Source organism: Corynebacterium sp. c24Ua_83 (assembly GCF_039907245.1).
GTDB lineage: Bacteria > Actinomycetota > Actinomycetes > Mycobacteriales > Mycobacteriaceae > Corynebacterium.
Genome location: NZ_JASBOI010000007.1, coordinates 47,453 through 68,246, shown reverse-complemented (window position 1 = coordinate 68,246; position 20,794 = coordinate 47,453). Strand labels below are relative to the sequence as shown.

Annotated in this window: 16 protein-coding genes and 1 pseudogene; 10 read left to right on the top strand and 7 right to left on the bottom strand. The window is 62.9% G+C overall.

Going from position 1 to position 20,794, the window contains the following annotated elements; genetic code table 11:
- Positions 1-21 precede the first annotated feature (21 nt).
- Positions 22-1,396: pseudogene (locus QKE30_RS06495) on the bottom strand (sodium/glutamate symporter).
- Positions 1,397-1,651: 255 nt separating this feature from the next.
- On the opposite strand from QKE30_RS06495, the gene QKE30_RS06490 reads away from it, so the two are divergent.
- A complete protein-coding gene (locus QKE30_RS06490) occupies positions 1,652-2,002 on the top strand; it encodes a DUF4333 domain-containing protein (RefSeq protein WP_347934382.1) in 351 nt (116 codons plus the stop codon).
- Positions 2,003-2,080: 78 nt separating this feature from the next.
- On the opposite strand, the gene QKE30_RS06485 is transcribed toward QKE30_RS06490, so the two are convergent.
- Complete coding sequence (locus QKE30_RS06485; protein ID WP_347934381.1) at positions 2,081-3,601, bottom strand: aldehyde dehydrogenase family protein; 1,521 nt, start codon at positions 3,599-3,601, stop codon at positions 2,081-2,083.
- A 238-nt stretch (positions 3,602-3,839) separates the two neighbouring features.
- Positions 3,840-6,461 carry an ATP-dependent chaperone ClpB gene (gene clpB, locus QKE30_RS06480; RefSeq protein WP_347934380.1) on the bottom strand — a complete coding sequence of 874 codons (2,622 nt, stop codon included), beginning with the start codon at positions 6,459-6,461 and terminating at the stop codon, positions 3,840-3,842.
- 274 nt (positions 6,462-6,735) lie between these two features.
- Here clpB and dctP point away from each other — a divergent pair, with 274 nt between their 5' ends.
- The 4 genes from dctP (at position 6,736) to QKE30_RS06460 (ending at position 11,279) form a co-directional block, all read left to right on the top strand.
- On the top strand, positions 6,736-7,941 hold the full coding sequence (gene dctP / locus QKE30_RS06475) for a TRAP transporter substrate-binding protein DctP (protein ID WP_347934378.1): 1,206 nt from the start codon (positions 6,736-6,738) through the stop codon (positions 7,939-7,941).
- Positions 7,938-8,555 (top strand): TRAP transporter small permease, encoded by a 618-nt coding sequence (locus QKE30_RS06470; RefSeq protein WP_347934377.1) that lies wholly within the window; start codon positions 7,938-7,940, stop codon positions 8,553-8,555. The genes dctP and QKE30_RS06470 overlap by 4 nt, the downstream gene beginning before the upstream one ends.
- A gap of 3 nt (positions 8,556-8,558) precedes the next feature.
- A complete protein-coding gene (locus QKE30_RS06465) occupies positions 8,559-9,845 on the top strand; it encodes a TRAP transporter large permease (protein WP_347934375.1) in 1,287 nt (428 codons plus the stop codon).
- Positions 9,846-10,619: 774 nt separating this feature from the next.
- Entirely contained in the window at positions 10,620-11,279 is a 660-nt protein-coding gene (locus QKE30_RS06460; protein ID WP_347934374.1) for a hypothetical protein, read from the top strand.
- Between the two features lie 4 nt (positions 11,280-11,283).
- Here the strand turns inward: QKE30_RS06460 and QKE30_RS06455 are convergent, their stop codons facing one another.
- Complete coding sequence (locus QKE30_RS06455; RefSeq protein ID WP_239200758.1) at positions 11,284-12,057, bottom strand: helix-turn-helix domain-containing protein; 774 nt, start codon at positions 12,055-12,057, stop codon at positions 11,284-11,286.
- Between the two features lie 151 nt (positions 12,058-12,208).
- Between QKE30_RS06455 and QKE30_RS06450 the strand changes: the two genes are divergently transcribed.
- The 3 genes from QKE30_RS06450 to QKE30_RS06440 all read left to right on the top strand — a co-directional run bounded on the left by QKE30_RS06450 (position 12,209) and on the right by QKE30_RS06440 (position 15,830).
- Complete coding sequence (locus tag QKE30_RS06450; RefSeq protein WP_298074533.1) at positions 12,209-13,375, top strand: acyl-CoA dehydrogenase family protein; 1,167 nt, start codon at positions 12,209-12,211, stop codon at positions 13,373-13,375.
- Positions 13,376-13,447: 72 nt separating this feature from the next.
- Complete coding sequence (locus tag QKE30_RS06445) at positions 13,448-14,551, top strand: CoA transferase (protein ID WP_239200770.1); 1,104 nt, start codon at positions 13,448-13,450, stop codon at positions 14,549-14,551.
- Between the two features lie 106 nt (positions 14,552-14,657).
- The gene (locus QKE30_RS06440) at positions 14,658-15,830 is read left to right on the top strand and encodes an FAD-binding oxidoreductase (RefSeq protein ID WP_347934373.1); all 1,173 of its coding nucleotides are present in this window, start codon (positions 14,658-14,660) and stop codon (positions 15,828-15,830) included.
- A gap of 18 nt (positions 15,831-15,848) precedes the next feature.
- Here the strand turns inward: QKE30_RS06440 and QKE30_RS06435 are convergent, their stop codons facing one another.
- The gene (locus QKE30_RS06435; RefSeq protein ID WP_347934372.1) at positions 15,849-16,775 is read right to left on the bottom strand and encodes a carbon-nitrogen hydrolase family protein; all 927 of its coding nucleotides are present in this window, start codon (positions 16,773-16,775) and stop codon (positions 15,849-15,851) included.
- 176 nt (positions 16,776-16,951) lie between these two features.
- Here QKE30_RS06435 and QKE30_RS06430 point away from each other — a divergent pair, with 176 nt between their 5' ends.
- Together QKE30_RS06430 and QKE30_RS06425 are read left to right on the top strand one after the other, a co-directional pair.
- Complete coding sequence (locus tag QKE30_RS06430) at positions 16,952-17,278, top strand: hypothetical protein (protein WP_297667869.1); 327 nt, start codon at positions 16,952-16,954, stop codon at positions 17,276-17,278.
- Positions 17,275-18,618: an alpha/beta hydrolase gene (locus QKE30_RS06425; protein WP_347934371.1), complete on the top strand. Its 1,344-nt coding sequence runs from the start codon at positions 17,275-17,277 to the stop codon at positions 18,616-18,618. Before QKE30_RS06430 ends, QKE30_RS06425 begins: the two co-directional genes overlap by 4 nt.
- A 35-nt stretch (positions 18,619-18,653) precedes the next feature.
- Here the strand turns inward: QKE30_RS06425 and QKE30_RS06420 are convergent, their stop codons facing one another.
- Both QKE30_RS06420 and QKE30_RS06415 read right to left on the bottom strand, forming a co-directional pair.
- Positions 18,654-19,211 (bottom strand): methylated-DNA--[protein]-cysteine S-methyltransferase, encoded by a 558-nt coding sequence (locus QKE30_RS06420; protein WP_239200780.1) that lies wholly within the window; start codon positions 19,209-19,211, stop codon positions 18,654-18,656.
- Entirely contained in the window at positions 19,211-20,629 is a 1,419-nt protein-coding gene (locus QKE30_RS06415) for a SulP family inorganic anion transporter (protein WP_347934402.1), read from the bottom strand. The genes QKE30_RS06420 and QKE30_RS06415 overlap by 1 nt, the downstream gene beginning before the upstream one ends.
- Positions 20,630-20,794: the final 165 nt, after the last annotated feature.

Sequence of the window (20,794 nt, the reverse complement as noted above, 5' to 3'; positions counted from 1 at the left end):
GCTATCCCGCCGCGGCGCACGCTATCCCGCCGCGGCCGCCTTGCCGGAGCGTTTCCCCTTGCCCGGGCGTTTGCCTGTTCTCTCTGGGAACCAGCCCCGCACTGCAGCGAAGACGATAATGCCCACCGCGGCGACTGTCGCTATACCTCCGATACCCCAGGTAAGACCGGCTATCACCGCGATCGGGGCGAGAATGTTCATGCCAATTTCGATCGGTGCATAGCCCACGTAGGCAATGCCGTACTCGTTCATCGTGCCGGACTTCAGATCCGGGTCCACGATCTTCAGCAGCGCAATACCCGTAGCCACGGCGGCGGTGGCCCAGCCCCAGCCGAAGATGCCGCGCTCCAGCCACTCATCGCCGAAGAACATCGGCGCAATAACGAAGAAGAACAGGCAGCAGTACGCAATGCCCAGCACGAACAGGATCGCCAGCGGAACCAGGTAGCTCGCCACCGCGTCCGGCTTAATGGAGGCGATACCGAAGGCGATCATGAAGTCCGTCGACGCGCCCGAGATCGACTTCACCGTCTGCTGGTCCAGGTACTTCGGGCGCTTGATGACGTGCAGGAAGACCTTGCCGCCAATGCCCACCACGAAGGCCAGGGCAAACAGCGGCACCGATACTGCCGGGAAGAAGTGGCCGATGATCTGCTGCGCAATGTAGGCGAACATCACGGTCACGGCAATGAAGCCGGCGTGCAGGGCCAGCGGCTCAATCGACGATGGGTTCGTGGTGGCCTTACCAATGGAGGGCTGCTTAGCTTCGTCCTCGATCTGGCCCGAGCGCAGCTCCCACGGCAGCTCCTCCGGCAGGGTGGAGGTTCGACCGGTGCGGATACCCCAATTCGCGAAGATAATTCCACCAATGATCGCGGCCAGCGTGCCGACGGTCGCTGAGGTGAAGCCCCAAGGACATGGCGGCCTCCGCACCAATATCCCCAAACGCGCCACCAACGGCCGCGGCAGTGCCGAACCCGCCGACGAAACCGACGGGCAGCATCATGCCGAACCACTCTGGAGTATCGAAAACCGGTGCGAAAACCAGCAGGCCAAGCAGCATAAAGATGCCCCACTGGCCGAGGAACATGGAGGTGGAAAAGCCCCACATGTTCTTCGCCTTCGAGGCATCGTTGGAGGCGAAAGTCATGCTGTACGGCATGGAGGCGAACACCACGGCGATCAGCAGAGTGGAGTAATCGCCCAGTGCGCCGGAGAACGGCAGCAGGCCCAGCACCTCCGGCCCGAGGAGCAGCGCGAGCAGGCCCGCTGTGATCGGCGCGGGGATCAGCAGGTTGCGGAACCATTCGAAGTGGCGCCTCATGAACGTGCCGATGATCAGCAATACCGAAATTATGCCGACATCCATCAGCAGGTCAAAGACCGTAAAGTCGATGGAGGCTCCCTCTTCTATTCTCTATTTATTCTCTTTGTGCTGTGTGCGCTCCGTTGCTCTGGGTATTTTATCGCACCTTCTTATTGACGCCTGCGTTTCCCGGACAAACATACTCAGCATCGGTTAAGTTCAAACTGTGCAGCGTACTGCACGCTGGGGAACATTTCGCCAAGGGGCGACATTCCATACCCCGGATGCCTAATGAGGCATTTCAGCACGCCACCAGCCACGAACGAGAGAAAGAGACTGCCCCACATGAAGAACATCCGCACTTCCGCTGACTCCGTCCGCCTCTCCCAGCGCATCGGCGCCGCTTTTCTGACCGGCGCGCTGGCTGTCACCGGCCTGAGCGCTTGCTCCCTGCTCGGCGGAAAGGAGGTCGCCCAGGAGGACGTGGAGAAGGGCATCTCCGATTCCCTGGAGGAGGAGGTTGGCCGCAAGCCAGAGCGCATCGAATGCCCCAGCGGCCTGAAGGCGGAAGAGGGCGCGAAGATTGAGTGCAAGCTGCACGATTCCGGTGAGACATACAGCGTAGACGTCACCGCAGACACTGTGGATGGGGACAACGTCCACTACAACGTCGAGGTCGCTGACCAGCCAGAATAGTCCCCTAAACACGCCACACCCCGGCCTTATGCGCTGACAACGAGCGCAGTGGAGGCCGGGGTGGCGTCAATTAAAGAACTAGAACAGTCCCGAAGGCTCATCCGAGTAGGACCACAGCAGGTTCTTGGTCTGCTGGTAGTGCGCGAGCATCATCAAGTGGGTCTCACGGCCCAAACCGGACTTCTTGTAGCCTCCGAAAGCCGCGTGAGCTGGGTAATTGTGGTAGTTATTCACCCACACGCGACCCGATTGGATCGCACGGCCAGCCTTGTATGCAATGGTGCCATTGCGGGACCACACACCTGCGCCGAGACCGTACTCCGTGTCATTGGCGATGCGCATGGCCTCGTCGAAGTCCTTGAAGGTAGTCACGGCCAGGACCGGGCCGAAGATCTCCTCCTGGAATAGGCGCATGTCATTGGTGCCCTTAAAGATGGTGGGCTCGATGTAGAAACCGCCACTGCGGCCCGAGATCTCGTTCACACCACCACCGCACAGCACCTGCGCACCCTCCTCAGGGCCGGACTGCAGGTAGCCGCTGATCTTATCCATCTGCTCCTGGGAAGCCTGTGCGCCCATCATGACATCCGTGTCCAGAGGGTTTCCGACCTTGATGGACTTCACACGCTCAACGGCCAGGGCCAGGAATTCTTCGGCGATGTCTTCCTGCACCAGGGCTCGGGACGGGCAGGTGCAAATCTCACCCTGGTTCAGCGCAAACATAGCCAGGCCCTCAACGCACTTTTCACGGAACTTGTCGTCCTGGTCCATGATGTCGCTAAAGAACACAGACGGGGACTTGCCACCGAGCTCCAGGGTGACAGGAATGAGCTTCTCCGCGACCGCCTTGTTAATGATCTTGCCGACTTCCGTGGAGCCGGTGAACGCAATCTTGTCGATGCGGTCAGAGGCGGTGAGCGCAGAGCCCGCCTCCGTACCCAAACCGTTCACACTGTTCAGCACGCCTTCCGGAACGATGTCCTGGATGAGTTCTGCAAACAGCAGGATGCTGGCCGGGGTTTGCTCGGCGGGCTTCAGCACGATGGCGTTGCCAGCGGCCATGGCGGGGGCAAGCTTCCACGCAGCCATCAGCAGCGGGAAGTTCCAGGGGATGATCTGCCCGACCACACCGAGTGGCTCGTTGAAGTGGTAGGCGATGAGGTCTTCGCTGATCTGGGAGGTGCGGTCCTCCTGGGCACGAAGGGCACCTGCGTAGTAGCGGAAGTGGTCAACCGCGAGCGGGAGGTCTGCGGTGAGGGTTTCACGCACCGCCTTGCCGTTATCCCAGGTCTCAGCGACGGCCATCATCTCTAGATTCTCTTCCAGGCGGTCGGCGATCTTCAATAGGACGGCGGCGCGGTCCTGTACGGAGGTCGCTCCCCAGCCGGGCTGAGCCTTCTCAGCTGCGTCGATTGCCTTCTCGATGTCCGCAGCCTTTGAGCGTGGGACTTGGCAAAACACCTCGCCGTTGATGGGCGAAACGTTGTCCATGTACTCGCCATCGACAGGCGGCACCCACTGGCCACCGATGAAATTATCGTAGCGCTCCTTGAAATTGACGAGGCTACCTTCAGTACCAGGATCAGCGTAGACGGTCATGTGAGTACTCCTTTGAGTCGAGGTCGGGTGTGCACAAGGGTGGCCACGCTAGGCGCACCACCCCCAGTCGCCATGTGGCGCACCTCACACTCTAGTTTTCTGAGCAAACATTGTCACCCTCCGTGCCGTCACCCCCACGCCCTAGCGCCCACTCAAAGCAGACCAAAACGCCCCACCCGGAACAGGTGGGGCGTTTATGCCGCTCAGAGAAGCTTTTAACCGTCAGAGCCGTCAGACATTAGTCCTCATCTTCAACGGCGCCCAGGGAGGTGATGACCAGCCCCGGAGCATCAACCACGCCAGCACTGTCAGCGCCAGCACCAGCACTGCCACTGCGGTCAATGTCCACGCGCACCGTGTCGCCATCGCGCACCTCGCCAGCCAGCAGCTTCTTGGCCAGCTGGTCGCCGATCGCCTTCTGGATCAGTCGGCGTAGCGGCCGGGCGCCGTAGGCAGGATCGTAGCCATGCTCGGCCAGCCACGACTGGGCGTCATCAGTAACATCCAGGATCAAACGACGGGCCGCAAGGCGCTCCGCCAAATCGCCAACCTGGATAGACACGATGGACTTCAGCTGCTCGGCAGACAGCGGGTCGAAGATCAGCACGTCGTCCAGTCGGTTGATGAACTCCGGCTTGAAGGCGCGCTTCACGGCCTCCATGACCTCCTCGTCCGTGCCGCCGGCACCGAGGTTAGAGGTCAGGATCAGGATCGTGTTGCGGAAGTCCACGGTCCGGCCCTGGCCATCGGTCAGGCGACCCTCGTCCAGCACCTGCAGCAGCACGTCGAACACGTCCGGGTGTGCCTTCTCCACCTCGTCGAACAGCACCACCGTGTACGGGCGGCGCCGGACAGCTTCGGTCAGCTGACCACCGGCGTCGTAACCGACGTATCCCGGAGGGGCACCGACCAGGCGGGCGACGGAGTGCTTCTCGCCGTACTCCGACATGTCGATGCGCACCATGGCGGTCTCATCGTCGAAGAGGAAGTCGGCCAGAGCCTTCGCCAGCTCCGTCTTGCCCACGCCCGTCGGGCCTAGGAACAGGAAGGAACCAGTCGGGCGGTTCGGGTCCGCCACGCCGGCGCGCGCACGGCGCACCGCATCCGACACGGCATCGACTGCACGGTGCTGGCCAACCACGCGGCCGCCCAGCACGAGCTCCATGTTCAGCAGCTTCTCGGTCTCGCCCTGCAGCATCTTGCCCGCGGGCACGCCGGTCCAGGCGGAAACCACGTCGGCGATAGTATCCGGCGTGACCTCCTCGGTCAGCATCATGCCTTCCTGCTGCTCGGCCACGGTCTCCTCAGCCTCGGCCAGCTTCTTCTCCACGTCCGGGATGCGCCCGTAGCGCAGCTCGGCGACCTTGGCGAAGTCGCCCTCGCGCTCGGCGATCTCAGACTCGCGGCGCAGGTTATCCAGCTCTTCCTTCAGCTCGCGCAGGCTGTCGATGCTGCCCTTCTCGTTCTCCCAGCGGGCGGTCAGGCCGGCCAGCTTCTCCTTCTCGTCGGCCAGCTCGCTGCGCAGGCGCTCGAGACGATCCTTCGAGGCAGCGTCGGTCTCCTTCTCCAGCGCCATCTCCTCAATCTCGAGGCGGCGAACCACGCGCTCCACATTGTCGATCTCCTCGGGGCGCGAGTCGATCTCCATGCGCAGCCTAGAAGCAGCCTCGTCGACCAGGTCGATGGCCTTATCCGGCAGGAAGCGGCTGGTGATGTAACGATCCGACAGGGTCGCGGCCGCCACCAGCGCGGAGTCCTGGATACGCACGCCGTGGTGCACCTCGTAGCGCTCTTTCAGGCCACGCAGAATACCGATGGTGTCCTCCGTCGTCGGCTCGCCGACATAAACCTGCTGGAAGCGGCGCTCCAGCGCGGCATCCTTTTCGATGTACTTGCGGTACTCGTCCAGAGTGGTCGCGCCGACCAGTCGCAGTTCGCCACGAGCCAGCAGCGGCTTGATCATGTTTCCGGCGTCCATGGCGGAATCGCCGCCCGCACCGGCACCGACGATGGTGTGCAGCTCGTCGATGAAGGTGATGACCTCGCCCTCGGCCTCCTTAATCTCGTCCAGCACAGCCTTCAGCCGCTCCTCGAATTCGCCGCGGTATTTCGCGCCGGCGACCATGGAGCCCAGGTCCAGGCTGATTAGCTTCTTGCCGCGCAGGGACTCGGGCACATCGCCAGCGACGATGCGGCGGGCCAGGCCTTCGACGATTGCGGTTTTACCGACGCCAGGCTCGCCAATGAGCACAGGGTTGTTCTTCGTGCGACGGGAGAGCACCTGGACGACTCGCCGGATCTCCTGGTCACGTCCGATCACGGGGTCGATCTTGCCTTCGCGGGCGCGTGCAGTCAGGTCGGTGGAGTACTTCTCCAGTGCCTGGAACTGGCCTTCCGGCTCCTCGGTGGTGACCTTCCGGTTGCCGCGAACGGATTCGAAAGCACCGCGGATGGCCTCGAAGGTGGCACCTGCCTCGTGCATCACCTTGGCTGCGTCGGAGTTGCCCTTGGCAATACCGGCCAGCAGAACCTCGGTGGAAACATAAGTATCGCCCAGCTGTTCTGCCAGCTCCTGGGCGGCGGTCAGTGCGTTCAGCGCGTCGCGGTTGAACTGCGGATTTGCCATCTCGCTACCGGTGGCCTGCGGGTATCCAGCGACCAGGTTCTTGGCCTTTGCCGCGATTGTCTGCGGCTCCACGCCTGCAGCCTGCAGCACGGGCAGGGCGATGGAATCTTCCTGCTCCAGCAGCGCAACGAGCAGGTGCGCCGGTCGGATGTCCGGGTTGCCCTTGGCGGAGGCATCCTGGAGTGCAGCCTGCATTGCAGACTGGGTCATTGTGGTGGGGTTGAAGCTCGTCATTTCTACATCTACCTCCTACGGCTTCATGCCGGTCGCGGTTGCACGCTCCCGACTTTACTTGAGTACACCTGACTCAACCACCACAACCTTGAGTCTATTCCACTCAATTTACGTATATGAGTGTGATTTACCCCACAAGTTCACCCCCGATCTACTTTTCTCGACGAAAACTATCGCCTTTCGCGCGCTTTGAAGGTTAGATGAAACTTATCCAAATCGGGAACAGATTACCTATATCCGTAACAAGTATCCGTAACGAGAGGGTGAAGGGACCATGCTACGACTCCACAAAAAGAAAGCGCCCCCGCACCACAGCACGCCGCACCAAAGCACGCCGCGAAGCCGGCGCACCCGCCCCAGCCGCCGGGTCGCCTCCGCCGTCGCCGCAATCGCCATGACGGCCGCCCTACCCGGCGCGCTCACCGCCTGCTCCAGCTCCCCCGCTGAGCCTTACGCCCCCGGCAGCACCGCGGAGCTAAAGATGGCGGATAGCTACTCGCTCACCCACCCCGTCGGCACGGGCGGCACTCAGCCCTTCCTCGACCAGCTGGAAAAAGACTCTTCCGTGGACGTCGAGTACTACGCCTCCGGGCAGATGGGCAAGCAGGCCGACATCCCCTCCGTCGTACGCAGTGGCGTGGTCGACATGGCGGTCATCTCCCCCTCCTACGTCAGCTCCAGCTTCCCGCTCAGCAGTGTGGGCGACCTTCCGGGGTTCAGCTCCGATGCATGCGTGACCGCCTACGCGCTACGCGACCTGGTGAAACCAGGGGGCGTCCTCTACGAAGAAGAGCTCAAGCCCATGAAGTTCATGCCGCTCTGGACCGGCTCCATCCCCGGTTACGAGGCCGTGACGGCCGGCCAGGATCCGTCGCATCCTAACAACTTCCAGGGCGCGGTGCTCCGCTCCACCGGCGGCGCCCTGGACCGCGTGATCGACGAGATCGGCGCCGCCGGCGTGAGCATGCCCATCGGCGACATGTACGAGGCAATGGCGCGCGGCACCGTCGAAGGCACGCTCGCCAGCCCAATCTCCATCACCCCCTACGGGCTGGAGGACGTGGTCCACGCCAGCACCTATGGCGCCCAGCAGGGCAACTTCACCTTCTTCTACGGCATCAACCTGGATACCTGGAACCGACTGAACGACCAGCAAAAGAAGGCGCTGACCGATGCGGCGGACAAATCCCAGCAGTCCGTCTGCGAAGAACTCAACGCAGCGCGCGAAGACTCCGTGCAGAAGATGAAGGATGCCGGCGTGCGCTTCTACGACGTCACCGACGGCGAAACGGCCAAGGAGTGGGAGAACACCTCCCAGCCCGTCCTGGACAAGTGGATCGAAGTCGCCGAATCCAAGGGGCACCCCGCCCAGCGGGTCGTGGACGACTTCGAGGACGCGCTGAAGCGCCATGCGGATCGCGCGGGTGCGGGCGTCACCGACCCGAAGACCCGAGCGGAAGCAAAGAAGGAGCAATCATGACCAGCAGCAACTTCATCCGCGTCGGCCACCACGGCACCGCCGATCGCAGCACATACGGCTACCACACCGAGGACCACCCGGGCTTCGACAAGATCCAAAACGCGGTCTCCGCAGTGTGCGCCTGGATCGCCGGCGTGGCCATCCTCGGGCTGGCGCTGGTCACTTTGGCCGAGATCGTAGCGCGCGAGTTCTTCGGCGCTCCCCTGGGCTGGAACATCTCCGTCACCGAGCGCTACCTGCTGCCGATCACCGCGTTCTTCGGGCTGGTCACCACGTACCGCACGGGCACGCACATCGCCGTGGAATCGCTGTTCAGCAAGTTCGCGCCCAAAGTGCAGAAGACCATTCTGCTACTGATCCACCTGGCCGTTGTCATCTCCATGATCTTCGTCTTCATCGGCGGGTGGAACGAAACCTACATGGCGTTCTCCCTGGGCCACGCCACTCTGCCCGGCATGGCTGACCTGGCCACTCCCGACTGGACCTACCGCGTGATCGTGCCCATCGCCGCCGCCCTGTGCGCCTTCGTCGCCGCGCTGGACTTTGTGCGCGAACTGATCACCCCGTGGGATCGCCCATACACCGACTACGACCCCGGCGAGGAAGAGGTTTAAACCATGCTTGCGCTTACTATCGTTGTGCTGCTGGTCGTGCTGATCACCCTGCGCGTCCCCGTCAGCTTCGCCATCTTCGGCACGGCCACGATCGGCCTGATCGCCCTCGGCGGAGTCGAGCTGGCCATCGCCACCATGGAAACCTCACCGTTCGCGGCCGTGCGTTCCAACTCTTTGTCCGCCGTGCCGCTGTTCATCCTGATGGCGCAGCTGATGCTGATGTCTGGTCTTTTGGATTCTGTTTTTGACGCCGCCAAGGCGCTCGTCGGCCGCATCCCCGGAGGCACCGCCATCGCCTCCATCGGCGCAGGCACCGCGTTCGCAGCTGTCTCGGGATCGTCCACCGCCGCTGCGGCCACGTTGGCGCAGACCTCCTCTACCCGCATGATCGAGGAGGGCTACCACAAGGGCACCGCCACCGGCCTGGTGGCAGTGGTCGGCACGCTGGCGGCGATGATCCCACCGTCGATCATCCTGGTTTTCTACGCGATCACCGCGGAGGCTCCCGTGGGCGACGTGTTGGTCGCGGGCTTCTTCCCCGGCCTGGTTGTCGCTATGGGCCTGGTGCTGGTGATGTACATCGGCTTCCTGAAGGACCGCTCCCGCGCCCCGCAGGGCGAGTCGGTTCCTTTCAAGGAAAAGGGAATGCAGCTGCTGAAGTCTTCCCCGCTGCTGCTGATTTTCCTGGCGGTGGTCGGATCCATCTTCACCGGCATCGCCACACCCACGGAGGCCGCCGCGCTGGGCGTACTGGCCGCGCTAATCCTGGTGATCGCGAAAGGCCGCTGGGATACCAAGAAGTTCGGCGAAACCGTGCTGGAGACGGTGAAGACCACCGGCATGATCTTCGCCATCATCATGTCCGCGCACGTGCTGGGGCACTTCCTCACCGAAACGCGCGTCACCCCGAAGCTGGTCAGCGCCATCGGCGAGTCTTCCCTGCACCCGCTGGTCGTCATGGTGCTGATCGGCGCGGTGTACCTGATCCTGGGCTTCTTCATGGACCAGATCGCCATCATCGCCCTGACCGTGCCAGTGACCCTGCCTATCGTCGAAGCGCTGGGTTACGATCCCGTCTGGTTCGGCATCTTCATCGTGCTGCTGGCGGAGACCGGAATGGTCACCCCGCCCATGGGTCTGAACGTATTCGTCGTCTCGAAGGCCGTACGTATCAACCCCATGATCGTGTTCAAGGGAGCATTCCCCTATGTCGTGATCATGCTGGTTATCGCCCTGGCCTTCCTGCTGTGGCCCCAGCTGGTGTTGTGGGTGCCGGAGTTAGCCGCTTAACGGTTCCAGCGGGCGCTGTGGTGTCTTAAAACCTCAATAATCCGATCCGCGTCGCGCGCGATCTGCTCGGTCGAGGCAATGACGGACACCGAGGCCACCGCCACCTCCTAAAGAATCGCCCACTCCGCCGATGTCTCGCATACAATAGTCGCACATAAGCATTAGCCCACATCGGCACAGAGCTTGTGATCACGTTCGCCATCGGTGCCGAGCGATTTCTCAGCCCAGTCGCCCCATCCCGCGAGGATTACAAATGAAGAAAACAATAGCCTGCTTGTTAAGCTTTCTATGCACCATGACGATATTCCCCCCTTCTGCACAGGCCAAAGCATCTGAAGCCAGCATCATTACGCCGTCTGCAGCAGATGTCAGTAGCTCCACAGAGCAAAAGCAAGTCACCACATACGGCATTTTTCCCAAGCCTTTCAGATTCGAATCTCGTTCCGATTGGCCTCACATCTCTTCCTCTCGAGGCGCCAGAGCAGCTAGCGTCCATGGATGGTGGAACCAGATTTCCGGCCCAGCGAGAACTGCCACCGTCCGCATCGAACTATGGGCAAAAGGCCCCCGTGATCGTTGGTTCCGAAAAGTAGGAGTCGGCACCAAACACGCAATTCCCGGAGGAGGCGGTCGAGGAAACAGAGCCACTGCGCGCGCTGTATGCAAGAATCACGACCGAACAGTTTTCCGGGGCGATGTAGACGTGGACATCAATAACTATCCTGATCCCCCGGGAATTCGCCGTGGATACGAAGTGCCACTACCTTGCGGAGTGTGATCCATATGTACAAAGATCGCTACATTATCCTGCAAGCATCCACCTTCACCGAAGAGAAAGTGGATCCCGACCTCTTTTTCGACCGTTTTCGCTGGGCCGAATTATCCCTGGGTTTTTCCTACACCGGCGATTCCGACGGAAAGGTAATCCCTCTTAGCCTTTGGGAAATTAATGATGCTACCCACGACACTATTGAAGATCTGCAGACTATTCGCGCACACTTAACCGTGCGATCGAAAGAGGATCGCTTCCCTCTTCGCCCGTTATTTGCCGTGTGGGACTCCGCATTGCCAAGTTCCGCGCTCTCAGCTCTCCACTCCATCAGTATGAGCGCGATTTCCGACTTCGGCATACCTTCAGTTTCCGATATCGAAGCTATCTCCGCTTGCGAGCGAAGCGTCAACGCATATGAACAGGACGAACCTTGGGCCAGCTCCGTCAAATCGCTCGAACAGACCATCTCTCGTCACCACATGAAGCAACGAGGGAAGATCACCGCATTCTCCGGTGGAAAAGAGGTTTCCAAGGAGGCGTACTACGCGGAAAGCTTTCGCCCCGCACTAATCTCCAGCGCCTTTGAAACCATCTTGCACGCCCTCCCCCAGGGAGAGGACTGGCGAATCACCGCCACTTCTTCAACGACGAACTCAGCTTAAACTGCTAACGGTTCCAGCGGGCACTGTGGCGTCTTAAAACCTCAATAATCCGATCCGCGTCGCGCGCGATCTGCTCGGTCGAGGCAATGACGGACACCGAGGCCACCGCCACCCCCTGGTTCTCGACACGCACGGCCACACCATCCGCACCGTTCAAAGCCACGCCGGGGGCCACGCATTCGCCGGTCGCGCGCATGTCTGGGTACCAGCGCTGGAACTTATTGATGGTCTCCTGCGAGCTCTCGGACGCCGCCAGAATCCCCCACACTTGCTCGTGCCCCAGCCCGGAGAGGATCGCCCATCCCGCCGACGTCTCGAGCGGCGGGCGCTGCAGCCGGTTTTGCGCCAGGTACTCGAACTCGGGATCCGACAGCGCATAGTCGAGGTAGTAGACATTATCGCCTACCAATGACGCCAACACGGCGATATAGCCTGTCTCTTCCACCACGTCTTCCAGCATCTCGTGGGTGACCTGATCCACAGGGCGGCTACCGGCGAGGGTGCTCAGCAGATACGGGGCCAGCCCCAGCCGGAAGGCTTTATCCCGTTCCTCCAGGTAGCCGGCCGCGACCAGGCCATTCACCAGGGATTGGGTGGAACTTACCGGCGCGCCGATGGCCTTGGAAATATCCGTGAGCCCGCGCGGCTGCGGGTTGCGCGCCACGAACTCCAGGATGTCCGCAATACGGTCTACGGTGCGGTGGTGGGACCTACCGGGCTGCTGGTCGATGGGAAAGGGGAACCGCGGCGCGGACTCGGGGTGGGGCGCGTCGGGCATTGGGGGTTCCTTTCGGCTTGGGGCGGCGGTTAATTATGACGATAGTAGAGGAATTTTTCGAAAAAGCCTTTCGGAACGAAACAACTTCCCCTACACTCAATACTACGCAAATCAGTATCCCGCTACCTATATACGTAAGGAAAAGACTGGCATGACTTCCTCCCCGCTTGACCTCACTTCCTTCAACAGCCTGCTCTCCGACGAAGAGCGCATGCTGCAAGAAGCCATGGCGGACTTCGCCAACAAATCCCTCAAGCCCAACGTGCAAGAGTGGTTCGAAAACGGCACCCTGCCCGCCAAGGAGCTCGGCCCGCAGTTCGGACAGCTCGGCGCACTGGGCATGCACCTGGAAGGCTACGAGTGCCCCGGAGCCTCCGCCGTCGCCTACGGCCTGGCCTGCATGGAGATCGAGGCCGTGGATTCCGGCCTGCGCTCCTTCGTCTCCGTCCAGGGCTCCCTGGCCATGTTCGCCATCCACCACTGGGGCTCCGAGGAGCAGAAGGAAAAGTACCTTCCGAAGATGGCCGCCGGTGAGTACCTGGGCTGCTTCGGCCTAACGGAGCCCGATGCCGGCTCCGACCCGGCGTCCATGAAGACGCGCGCAACCCGCGACGGCGACGAGTGGGTCCTCAACGGCACCAAGATGTGGATCACCAACTCCCCTGTCGCCGACGTGGCCGTCGTCTGGGCCCGCACCGAGGATGGCTTCGCCGGCTTCATCCTGGAGAAGGGCATGGAGGGCTTCACCGCCCCGGAGATCCACAAGAAGCTCTCGCTGCGCGCCTCCATCACCGGCGAGATCGTGCTGGATAACTGCCGCGTGCCGGATTCCCAGCGCCTACCGAAGATCGACACCCTCCGCGGTCCGCTGACCTGCCTAAACGAAGCCCGCTACGGCATCATCTGGGGTGCCCTGGGCGCTGCCCGCGACAGCCTGGAAACCGCCATCGAGTACACCGAGACCCGCGAGGTGTTCGGCAAGTCCCTATCCAGCTACCAGCTCACCCAGGCGAAGCTGGCCAACATGTCCGTCGAGCTCAACAAGTCCGTCCTGCTGGCCCTGCAGCTCGGCCGCCTGAAGGATAAGGGCGAGCTCGCCCCGCACCAGGTCTCCGTCGGCAAGCTGAACTCCACCCGCGTGGCCCTGGAAATCGCCCGTGAGTGCCGCACCCTCCTAGGCGCTTCCGGCATCACCCTGGAGTACTCGCCGCTGCGCCACGCCAACAACCTGGAGTCCGTGCTGACCTACGAGGGCACCGCCGAGATGCACCAGCTGATCATCGGCCAGGCCCTCACCGGCAAGGGCGCATTCCGCTAAGCCCCACGCACCCCAGCCCCCACCCACTCCTCCCCCACCCCAACCCAACCTTCCCCAACCAGAAAGGAACCTATGGGCCCCCTCGAAGGCATCGTCGTGGCCGATTTCTCCCGCGTCCTCGCCGGCCCCTACGCGACCATGATGCTGGCGGACATGGGCGCGCAGGTCATCAAGATCGAGCGTCCGGGTGTCGGCGACGACACTCGCTCGTGGGCGCCCCCCGTCAACGCGCAGGGCATGTCCACCTATTTCGCCGGAGTAAACCGCAACAAGAAGTCCGTGGAGATCGACCTCTCCACCGACGAGGGCCGCGAGCAGGCCCGCCGCATCGCCGCGGAAGCCGACATCCTGGTGGAGAACTTCCGCCCCGGCACGATGGAGCGCATGGGGCTGGACTACGAAACGCTCCGCCAGCACAACGAGGGCCTGATCTACGCCTCCCTCTCCGGCTTCGGCTCCGGCAAGGGCGCGGACATCGGCGGCTACGACCTGATGGTGCAGGCCGTCGGCGGCCTCATGTCCATCAACGGCGAGGAGGGCCACCCCGTCAAGGTCGGCGTGGCGCTGGTGGATGTCCTCACCGGCCTGCACATGGGCATGGGCATCCTCGCCGCCTTGCATTCCCGCACATCCTCCGGCAAGGGCCAGCACATCGAGATCAACCTGCTGCACACCCTGCTGTCCTCCCTGGCCAACCAGGCCAGCGCGTTCGTCGGCGCGGGCGTCATCGGCAAAGCGATGGGCAACACTCACCCTTCCATCGCCCCCTACCAGGTCTTTAAGACGCAGGAGGGCGACCTCGCCATCGCCGCGGGCAACGACTCGCTGTACCACCGGACCTGTCGAGTGCTGGGGCTCGAGGAGTTTATTGATGACGCCCGCTTCGCCACCAACAGCGACCGTGTCGCTCACCGTGCCGAGTTGGCGGAGATCATCGAAGGTGCGTTGTCTAAGTCCGGCGCCCAGGAGTGGTTCCAGAAGCTACGCGCTGCCGGGGTACCCGCCGGCCCGGTGAACAACATCAAGCAGGCCTTCGAGTTCGCAGAATCCTTAGGCCTGGATCCCATCGTCGAAGTCGAGGGCATGCGCAGCGTTCGCAACCCGATCAACTTCTCCGATACCCCAATCGAGTACCACACTGCCCCGCAACAGCTCGGCAATCCTGCTTTCCAATAGGGGAGTTCCAATTCACAGGTTCGGGTGCGACAATGAGGAACAACCGACCGGCCCCTCACCCCGGTTGCCTCAGCCCGCCCCTGTAGAACAAGGAGACTTCGAGTTCGTGGCACGCCACTCTTCGTCCGACGAATACACCTTCGCAGAGTTCCTCGCACTCATTGAAGAACACCGCCACGACCTGGTCCAGCTCACCCACGCAAAGCTGCACGCAATGGATCCCAAGCCCATGGCCGTGCACTTTCCGCACGTCGCGGGCGCCGAATACGCGAACCCCACCCCGGATTTCTCCCAGACGATGGCGCTGGACGAGGCCTACCTGGACCGCACCATCCGCTTCGTCCTGCGCGGCATCACCCACGGCGGCGAGTTCGCCTCCGACCAGGCCGAGTTCCTGGTCGCTACTGGCAGGGATTTCCGCAAGTTCGGCGTGGGTTCTCAGCATTATGAGGCGCTAGAGTCCGCGTTGGTGGAGGCTGTTGGGGAGCATATTGGCGTCACAAAAAAGCTCAGCAACACAATCAACCTCGGATGTAGCCTGCTTGCCTACGGTGCACTCGAGGACGAGGAGGCCGGCCTGCCTGCGACCTCGGCCGCGCAGGTGCTCGAGGTGCTTCATCCTTGTGACGCCATCGCCGTGATCCGCACGCAGATGGATCCGCCGTTGCCGTATTGGTCCGGCCAGCATGTGGAGGTCCGCACTCCGCATACTCCGCAGCTGTGGCGGGCGCTTTCCCCGGCGATTCCTTTCAACGAGGACGGTCTGGTGGAGTTTCACGTCCGCGCCGTCGGGCCGTTTTCGCGTGCGATCGTGGAGGGCTCCCAGCCCGGCGAGCAGTGGGTGGTAGCCAATCCATATGGCGACCTACAGATTTCGGGCGAGAAGCCGGTGGTGATGGTGGCTGGTTCCACGGGTCTGGCGCCGGTGCGGGCGATCCTGCTGGACCTCATCCAGTCAGAGGAGCGCCCGCCGATGGTGCAGCTGTTCTTCGGCGCGCAGAACCCGGACGAGCTCTACGAGTGGAAGGGCCTAGTGGGCTTCGAGGATGCCTTCGATTGGTTGGATTTGTACCTGGTGGTGCAGGAGGATACGCCCGCTCCGGAGGGCTTCGAGGCCTACACCGCCCGCGGCTTGGTGGGGGATGTGGCCGCCGAGCGCGGTTCGTGGCGCGATGCCGAGGTGCTGATCACGGGTGGTCCGGAGATGAAGCGCCACACCGTGGAGGCGTTCCTCCGCGCTGGCGCGAACCGCAAGCAGCTGCGTTTCGACGTGCCCTAGCTGCTTCGGCCGCTCCTGCTACTTCAGCGGCTGAGCTTCCTCCACGTCGCCGACCAGATCGACCCCCACGCCGAGCTCACGGTCGGTGTGGTGGCCTTCCAGTACGGGCAGGTTCTTGCGAACCTTGTCCACGTAGTTCGGGTCAATGTCGATGGTCAGCACCTGGGCTGCGTAGCCGGTCTCCGCCAGCCGGGCGCCGTTCGGACCAATCGCCACAGAGTGGCCGATTCCGGTGGGGCCATCCGCAGTACCGTAGCGCTCCGGCGAGCCCGGGCGTGCCATGCCCGCGGCGATCAGGTAGCTGGCGGAATCCAGCGCGCGGGCCGCGGTGAGCTCGCGCCACTGCTCCAGCTTGCCCGGACCATCAGCCCAGCTAGAAGGCACAACCATCACCTTCGCGCCCGCGGCAGCCATAGCCACGAAGTGGCCGGGGAAGCGGATGTCGTAGCAGGTGGCCAGGCCCACGCCCACGCCACCGACGTCGATGACTACCCGGCGCTTACCCGGCTTGACGGTATCGGACTCGCGGTAGCCGAAGGCATCGTAGGTATGAATCTTGTCGTAGTGCGTCACGTAGTCCGGCCCGGCGACCAGCAGGGTGTTGTTCACACGGCGGAACTGGTTGGCCTCCGGGGAGTCGCTGGGCTGTTCCTCCACCAGCTGCCCACTCGGGGTGCGGTAGACCGTGTCGGCCGGGGTGAACATGCCGACGACGGCGGTGGTGCCGTGCTTCTTGGCCGTGTCGATAATCGCCTGGGCAAACGGCCCATCCAGCGGTTGGGCGACGGTATCCAGCCGCCCGCTATCGAAGGGGAACATGGCCGCCTCGGGGAAAACGACCAGGTCGGCACCGTTTGCCGCGCCGGACGCGATGTACTTCAGGATGCGAGCCAGGTTGGCTTCCACGTCCGGTTCGGCCTTCATCTGGATGACAGCGATACGCATACAGTCCACCCTAGCGACATTGCCGACATCGCGCCCCCTTTTCATAAGGGCATATCGCTGGCCCTGTGGATAAAGCTGAGTTATCCACAGCCCCGAAGAATTTTTCTTTTTTGACGCCCCTAGCCTCCCTACACTCACTCCCAGAAAGCAGGTCGCGATCTCCAGGGGGTAAGCACGTGAACTATTCGACGATGGGATTTTTGGACTATTTGGACACGATGGCGCTGGATACAGCAGCAGTCCACGGGCGCTGCGAGGTGATTAACGAGGACGGAGTGCAGTGTGCCTCAGCTGGCTATTCGGTGGCCAACGCATCCGCACCGGACATTCCGGGCGGCGCCACCACGCGGGCCATCGATACGGCCGCCGACCGGCTCCACGCGGCCTTCACGGGGTTCGGCCGCCAGCTGTCGAACATGGGCCGCACCATCGGCGTGTATGCCGACAACGTAAACACCGCCGACACCGACGGCTCCGATGCCTTCGCGGGGGCCGGCCGATGATCAGTTCAGCAACCAGCACAGTCACCGTAGACGCCCTAAAGGCCGCAAACGTAGAGGCCCTGCGCTCCGCCGCCGACCTCTTCACCCGCAATGGCGACAAGACATCCCGCCACGCTGCGAACGCCCGGGAGCAGGCCAAGTGGGGCGCGGACTGGTCCGGCCAGGCCGCGGACGCCGCCGGCCACGCCACCGATTCTGCCGCGAACCAGCTGGATACCGCCGGCTTCAGTAGCAGCACCATCGGCCAGCTGGCGGGCACCCACGCCGACGTTCTGGGCCCCACCCGGTCTGTGGTGCGCATGACCGTGGGGCTGGCCCGAGGAGCATTGATGTCGGTGCACCAGGACGGGGAGGTTTCCGCCCGCCACCTGGCCTTGATCCCCGGCATTGGCGAGGCCGCGCAGAACCTGGCGCTGGTGCTGACCAATACTCTGCGCGGGGCTCTCCAGCTGGCCAGTGTGCTGGATCGGGTGTCCGGCACCGCAATCTCCGCGATCAGTGGCACGGTCGCGCCACCCCGAAGTGATGTTGGGGTCGGTGAGGTCGAGGGGGCGTCTTCAATAAAAGGTCCCCAGAACCTGCCTCCGGTGCAGAGGGTGGATACGCAGCACGGGCCGGTGGTGACCGTCGGTGATGCCGAGGGCGCCGACGAGGTGATTACGCTGGTCAGCGGCGTGGGGTCGAGCAATGCGGACGCGCTGTCACGCACCGAGGCGTGGGCGCGGGCGACGGCTGTGGATGCCGCGGCGCACGGCAGGAACGTGGCGGTGGTGGCATGGCATGGCTACTCGGCTCCGGGGGATCTGCCCGGCGCGATCTCCCGGGCGCCAGCGCAGGAGGGCGCCACCGCGCTGCGAGAGCACCAGCGCCAGCTACGTGAGCGGAACCCTCACGCAAAGCTGCAGGTGGTGGGCTATAGCTACGGTTCGGTCGTGGTCGGGGAGGCCGCGGCGAAAGGCAGCGAGGGGCTCACCGCCGACGAGGTGCGCTTCTGGGGCAGCCCCGGTGTGCACGCACAGCACGCCGAGGATCTGAAGCTGATTGCACCGCCGGATGAGTCGCCGGATGGGCACAGTAGCCACGGCCAGGTCATCAACGAGCACGTGCCCGGCGACATGATCCGGCTGACCACCACCCCGGGGTTTGGGGTGCACGGCAAGGATCCCGCTTCGCCAGACTTTGCCCCTAACTCCGGCGCTTCAGGATCCGGCGCTTCAGACTCCAACAGCTGGAGCAGCTACGGCTGGGGCCGAATCCTGGACCTCTACCTCATGAGCCGCGGGGAGACCGACGCCCACAGTTCCTACATGTGGTCCCCGGAGGTGAATGTGCGAAACTAACGCGCGAAGTTGCCGCGCGCAATTAACGCGCAAAATCAGAGAGCGCGCTCCATCTCCAGCAGCGCCCTCTTGGTCTCCGTGCCACCCCGGTACTCGCCGAGGCTCCCGTCGCTGCGGATAACCCGGTGGCAGGGGTACAGAATCGGCAGCGGGTTGCGTGCGCACGCCGAGGCGGCGGCACGCACGGCCCGTGGATTGCCCGCCAGAGCCGCCAGCTGGGCATATGTAATGGTCTCCCCGTACGGGATCTGCGCCAGGGCCTGTGTCGCCCGGCGCCGGAAGGGAGTAGTCACGCCACCGAGGTCAACGGGCACGGTGAAGTCCCGCCGCTCCCCCGCGAGGTACTCCCCCAGCTGCCTCACAGCCTCCTCCAGGTGCTGAGCGGCCGCACCCTCGGCAGGTGGCAATTCTCGCCCCTGCCACTCAGCCGCGCCACTGCCCTGCCGTAAGTGTGCAAACTCTATGGCCACCAAGCCCCGCTCCGTGGCCAGCGCCAACAGCTCACTTCTGGGGAAGACCTCAGACTTCAGGGCATCAAACTTCAGCACTACCCCGCCTACCCCGGTCTGTTCCTGACCTGTCAGATCTGCCACTAGCCTTCGCCACCCAGCTCGCCCGTCAGGCGCGTATGGAAGGCCGAGGAGAACTCGTTCATCCCCACAAACTCTACCGTCTTTCCACGCTGCCGGTACTTGTTCTCAATGGTGTCCAGCGCAGCCACCGAAGAAGCGTCCCAAATGTTGGACTTCGAGAAATCAATAACAACCCGATCTGGGTCCTGCGCGTACTCAAACTGCGTGGTGAGGTCGTTGCTAGATGCAAACAGCAGCTGTCCCTCGACCGTGTAGCGAACCAAAGCGGCGGCGTCATCAACCTCGCGACGCACATCAATCAGGTGAGCCACGCGGCGCACGAACATCACACTGGCCATCATCACGCCTACCACCACGCCGATCGCCAGGTTGTGGGTGGCCACAACCACCACAACGATGAGCACCATCACGAAGGTTTCGCTCTTCGGCATCCGCTTCAACGTCGACGGCTTAATCGAGTGCCAGTCGAAAGTGCCCACAGAAACCATCACCATCACCGCAACCAGCGCTGCCATCGGAATGATCGCCACAATGTCCCCCAGCACCAGCAGCAGGAAGAGCAAGAAAACGCCCGCCATGAAGGTAGAAATGCGAGTCCTCGCGCCCGACGCCTTCACGTTGATCATCGTCTGGCCGATCATCGCGCAACCGCCCATTCCACCGAACAGGCCGGAAGCAATGTTTGCTATACCCTGACCGAAGCTCTCGCGGGTCTTGTTGGAGTGGGTATCGGTGATCTCGTCCACCAGCTTCGCCGTCATCAGAGACTCCATCAGCCCCACCAGCGCCATCGCGAAAGCTACGGGCGCGATGATCTGCAGCGTCTCCCACGTCCACGGCACCTGGGGGATGAACAGCTCCGGCAGGTTGCGTGGCAGCTCACCCTTGTCGCCCACCGTCGGCACGGAAATGGAACAGGCCACCACCAGCACCGTGACGACCACGATGGAAACCAGCGGCGCCGGAATGGCCGTAGTTAACTTCGGGAAGAACACCAGCAGCAAGATCCCCAGCGCCACCAGCGGGTAGACCAGCCAAGGCACATCAATGAGCTCCGGGATCTGCGCCGAAAAGATAAGGATTGCCAGGGAGTTTACGAACCCGACCATCACGCTCCGCGGGATGAAACGCATCAGCTTCGCCACCCCCAGCACCGCCAGCACGATTTGGAACACGCCCGCCAACAGCACGGTGGCGATCAGGTAGTCCATGCCGTAGTTCCGGGCAATCGGCGCGACCACCAGCGCCACTGCACCCGTCGCTGCGGAGATCATCGCCGGGCGCCCGCCGACAAAGGCAATAGTTACCGCCATGATGAAAGCCGAGAAAAGCCCTACCTTCGGATCCACGCCCGCGATAACCGCAAAAGAGATCGCCTCCGGGATCAGCGCCAGCCCCACCACCAGCCCGGCGAGCATCTCCCGAACCAAGATCCGCGGGGTCGTCAGCGCAACCTTCACCGACGGGTCCGGCCGATAACGCTCCGGATCTTCTTTGCTCCCTATTACTGCAGCCGACAAACCAAGCACCCCTCTTAATCACGTCAGAACAATCATTGTTATACCGGCTGCGCTTTCCGCCCC

Coding starts and splice junctions, on each gene's coding strand:
- QKE30_RS06445 (WP_239200770.1), top strand. CDS start 13,448: ATGGGCCCCCTCGAAGGCATCGTCGTGGCCGATTTCTCCCGCGTCCTC.
- QKE30_RS06470 (WP_347934377.1), top strand. CDS start 7,938: ATGACCAGCAGCAACTTCATCCGCGTCGGCCACCACGGCACCGCCGAT.
- QKE30_RS06450 (WP_298074533.1), top strand. CDS start 12,209: ATGACTTCCTCCCCGCTTGACCTCACTTCCTTCAACAGCCTGCTCTCC.
- QKE30_RS06415 (WP_347934402.1), bottom strand. CDS start 20,629: ATGCTCGCCGGGCTGGTGGTGGGGCTGGCGCTGATCCCGGAGGCGATC.
- QKE30_RS06425 (WP_347934371.1), top strand. CDS start 17,275: ATGATCAGTTCAGCAACCAGCACAGTCACCGTAGACGCCCTAAAGGCC.
- clpB (WP_347934380.1), bottom strand. CDS start 6,461: ATGACGAGCTTCAACCCCACCACAATGACCCAGTCTGCAATGCAGGCT.
- QKE30_RS06485 (WP_347934381.1), bottom strand. CDS start 3,601: ATGACCGTCTACGCTGATCCTGGTACTGAAGGTAGCCTCGTCAATTTC.
- dctP (WP_347934378.1), top strand. CDS start 6,736: ATGCTACGACTCCACAAAAAGAAAGCGCCCCCGCACCACAGCACGCCG.
- QKE30_RS06435 (WP_347934372.1), bottom strand. CDS start 16,775: ATGCGTATCGCTGTCATCCAGATGAAGGCCGAACCGGACGTGGAAGCC.
- QKE30_RS06490 (WP_347934382.1), top strand. CDS start 1,652: ATGAAGAACATCCGCACTTCCGCTGACTCCGTCCGCCTCTCCCAGCGC.
- QKE30_RS06465 (WP_347934375.1), top strand. CDS start 8,559: ATGCTTGCGCTTACTATCGTTGTGCTGCTGGTCGTGCTGATCACCCTG.
- QKE30_RS06455 (WP_239200758.1), bottom strand. CDS start 12,057: ATGCCCGACGCGCCCCACCCCGAGTCCGCGCCGCGGTTCCCCTTTCCC.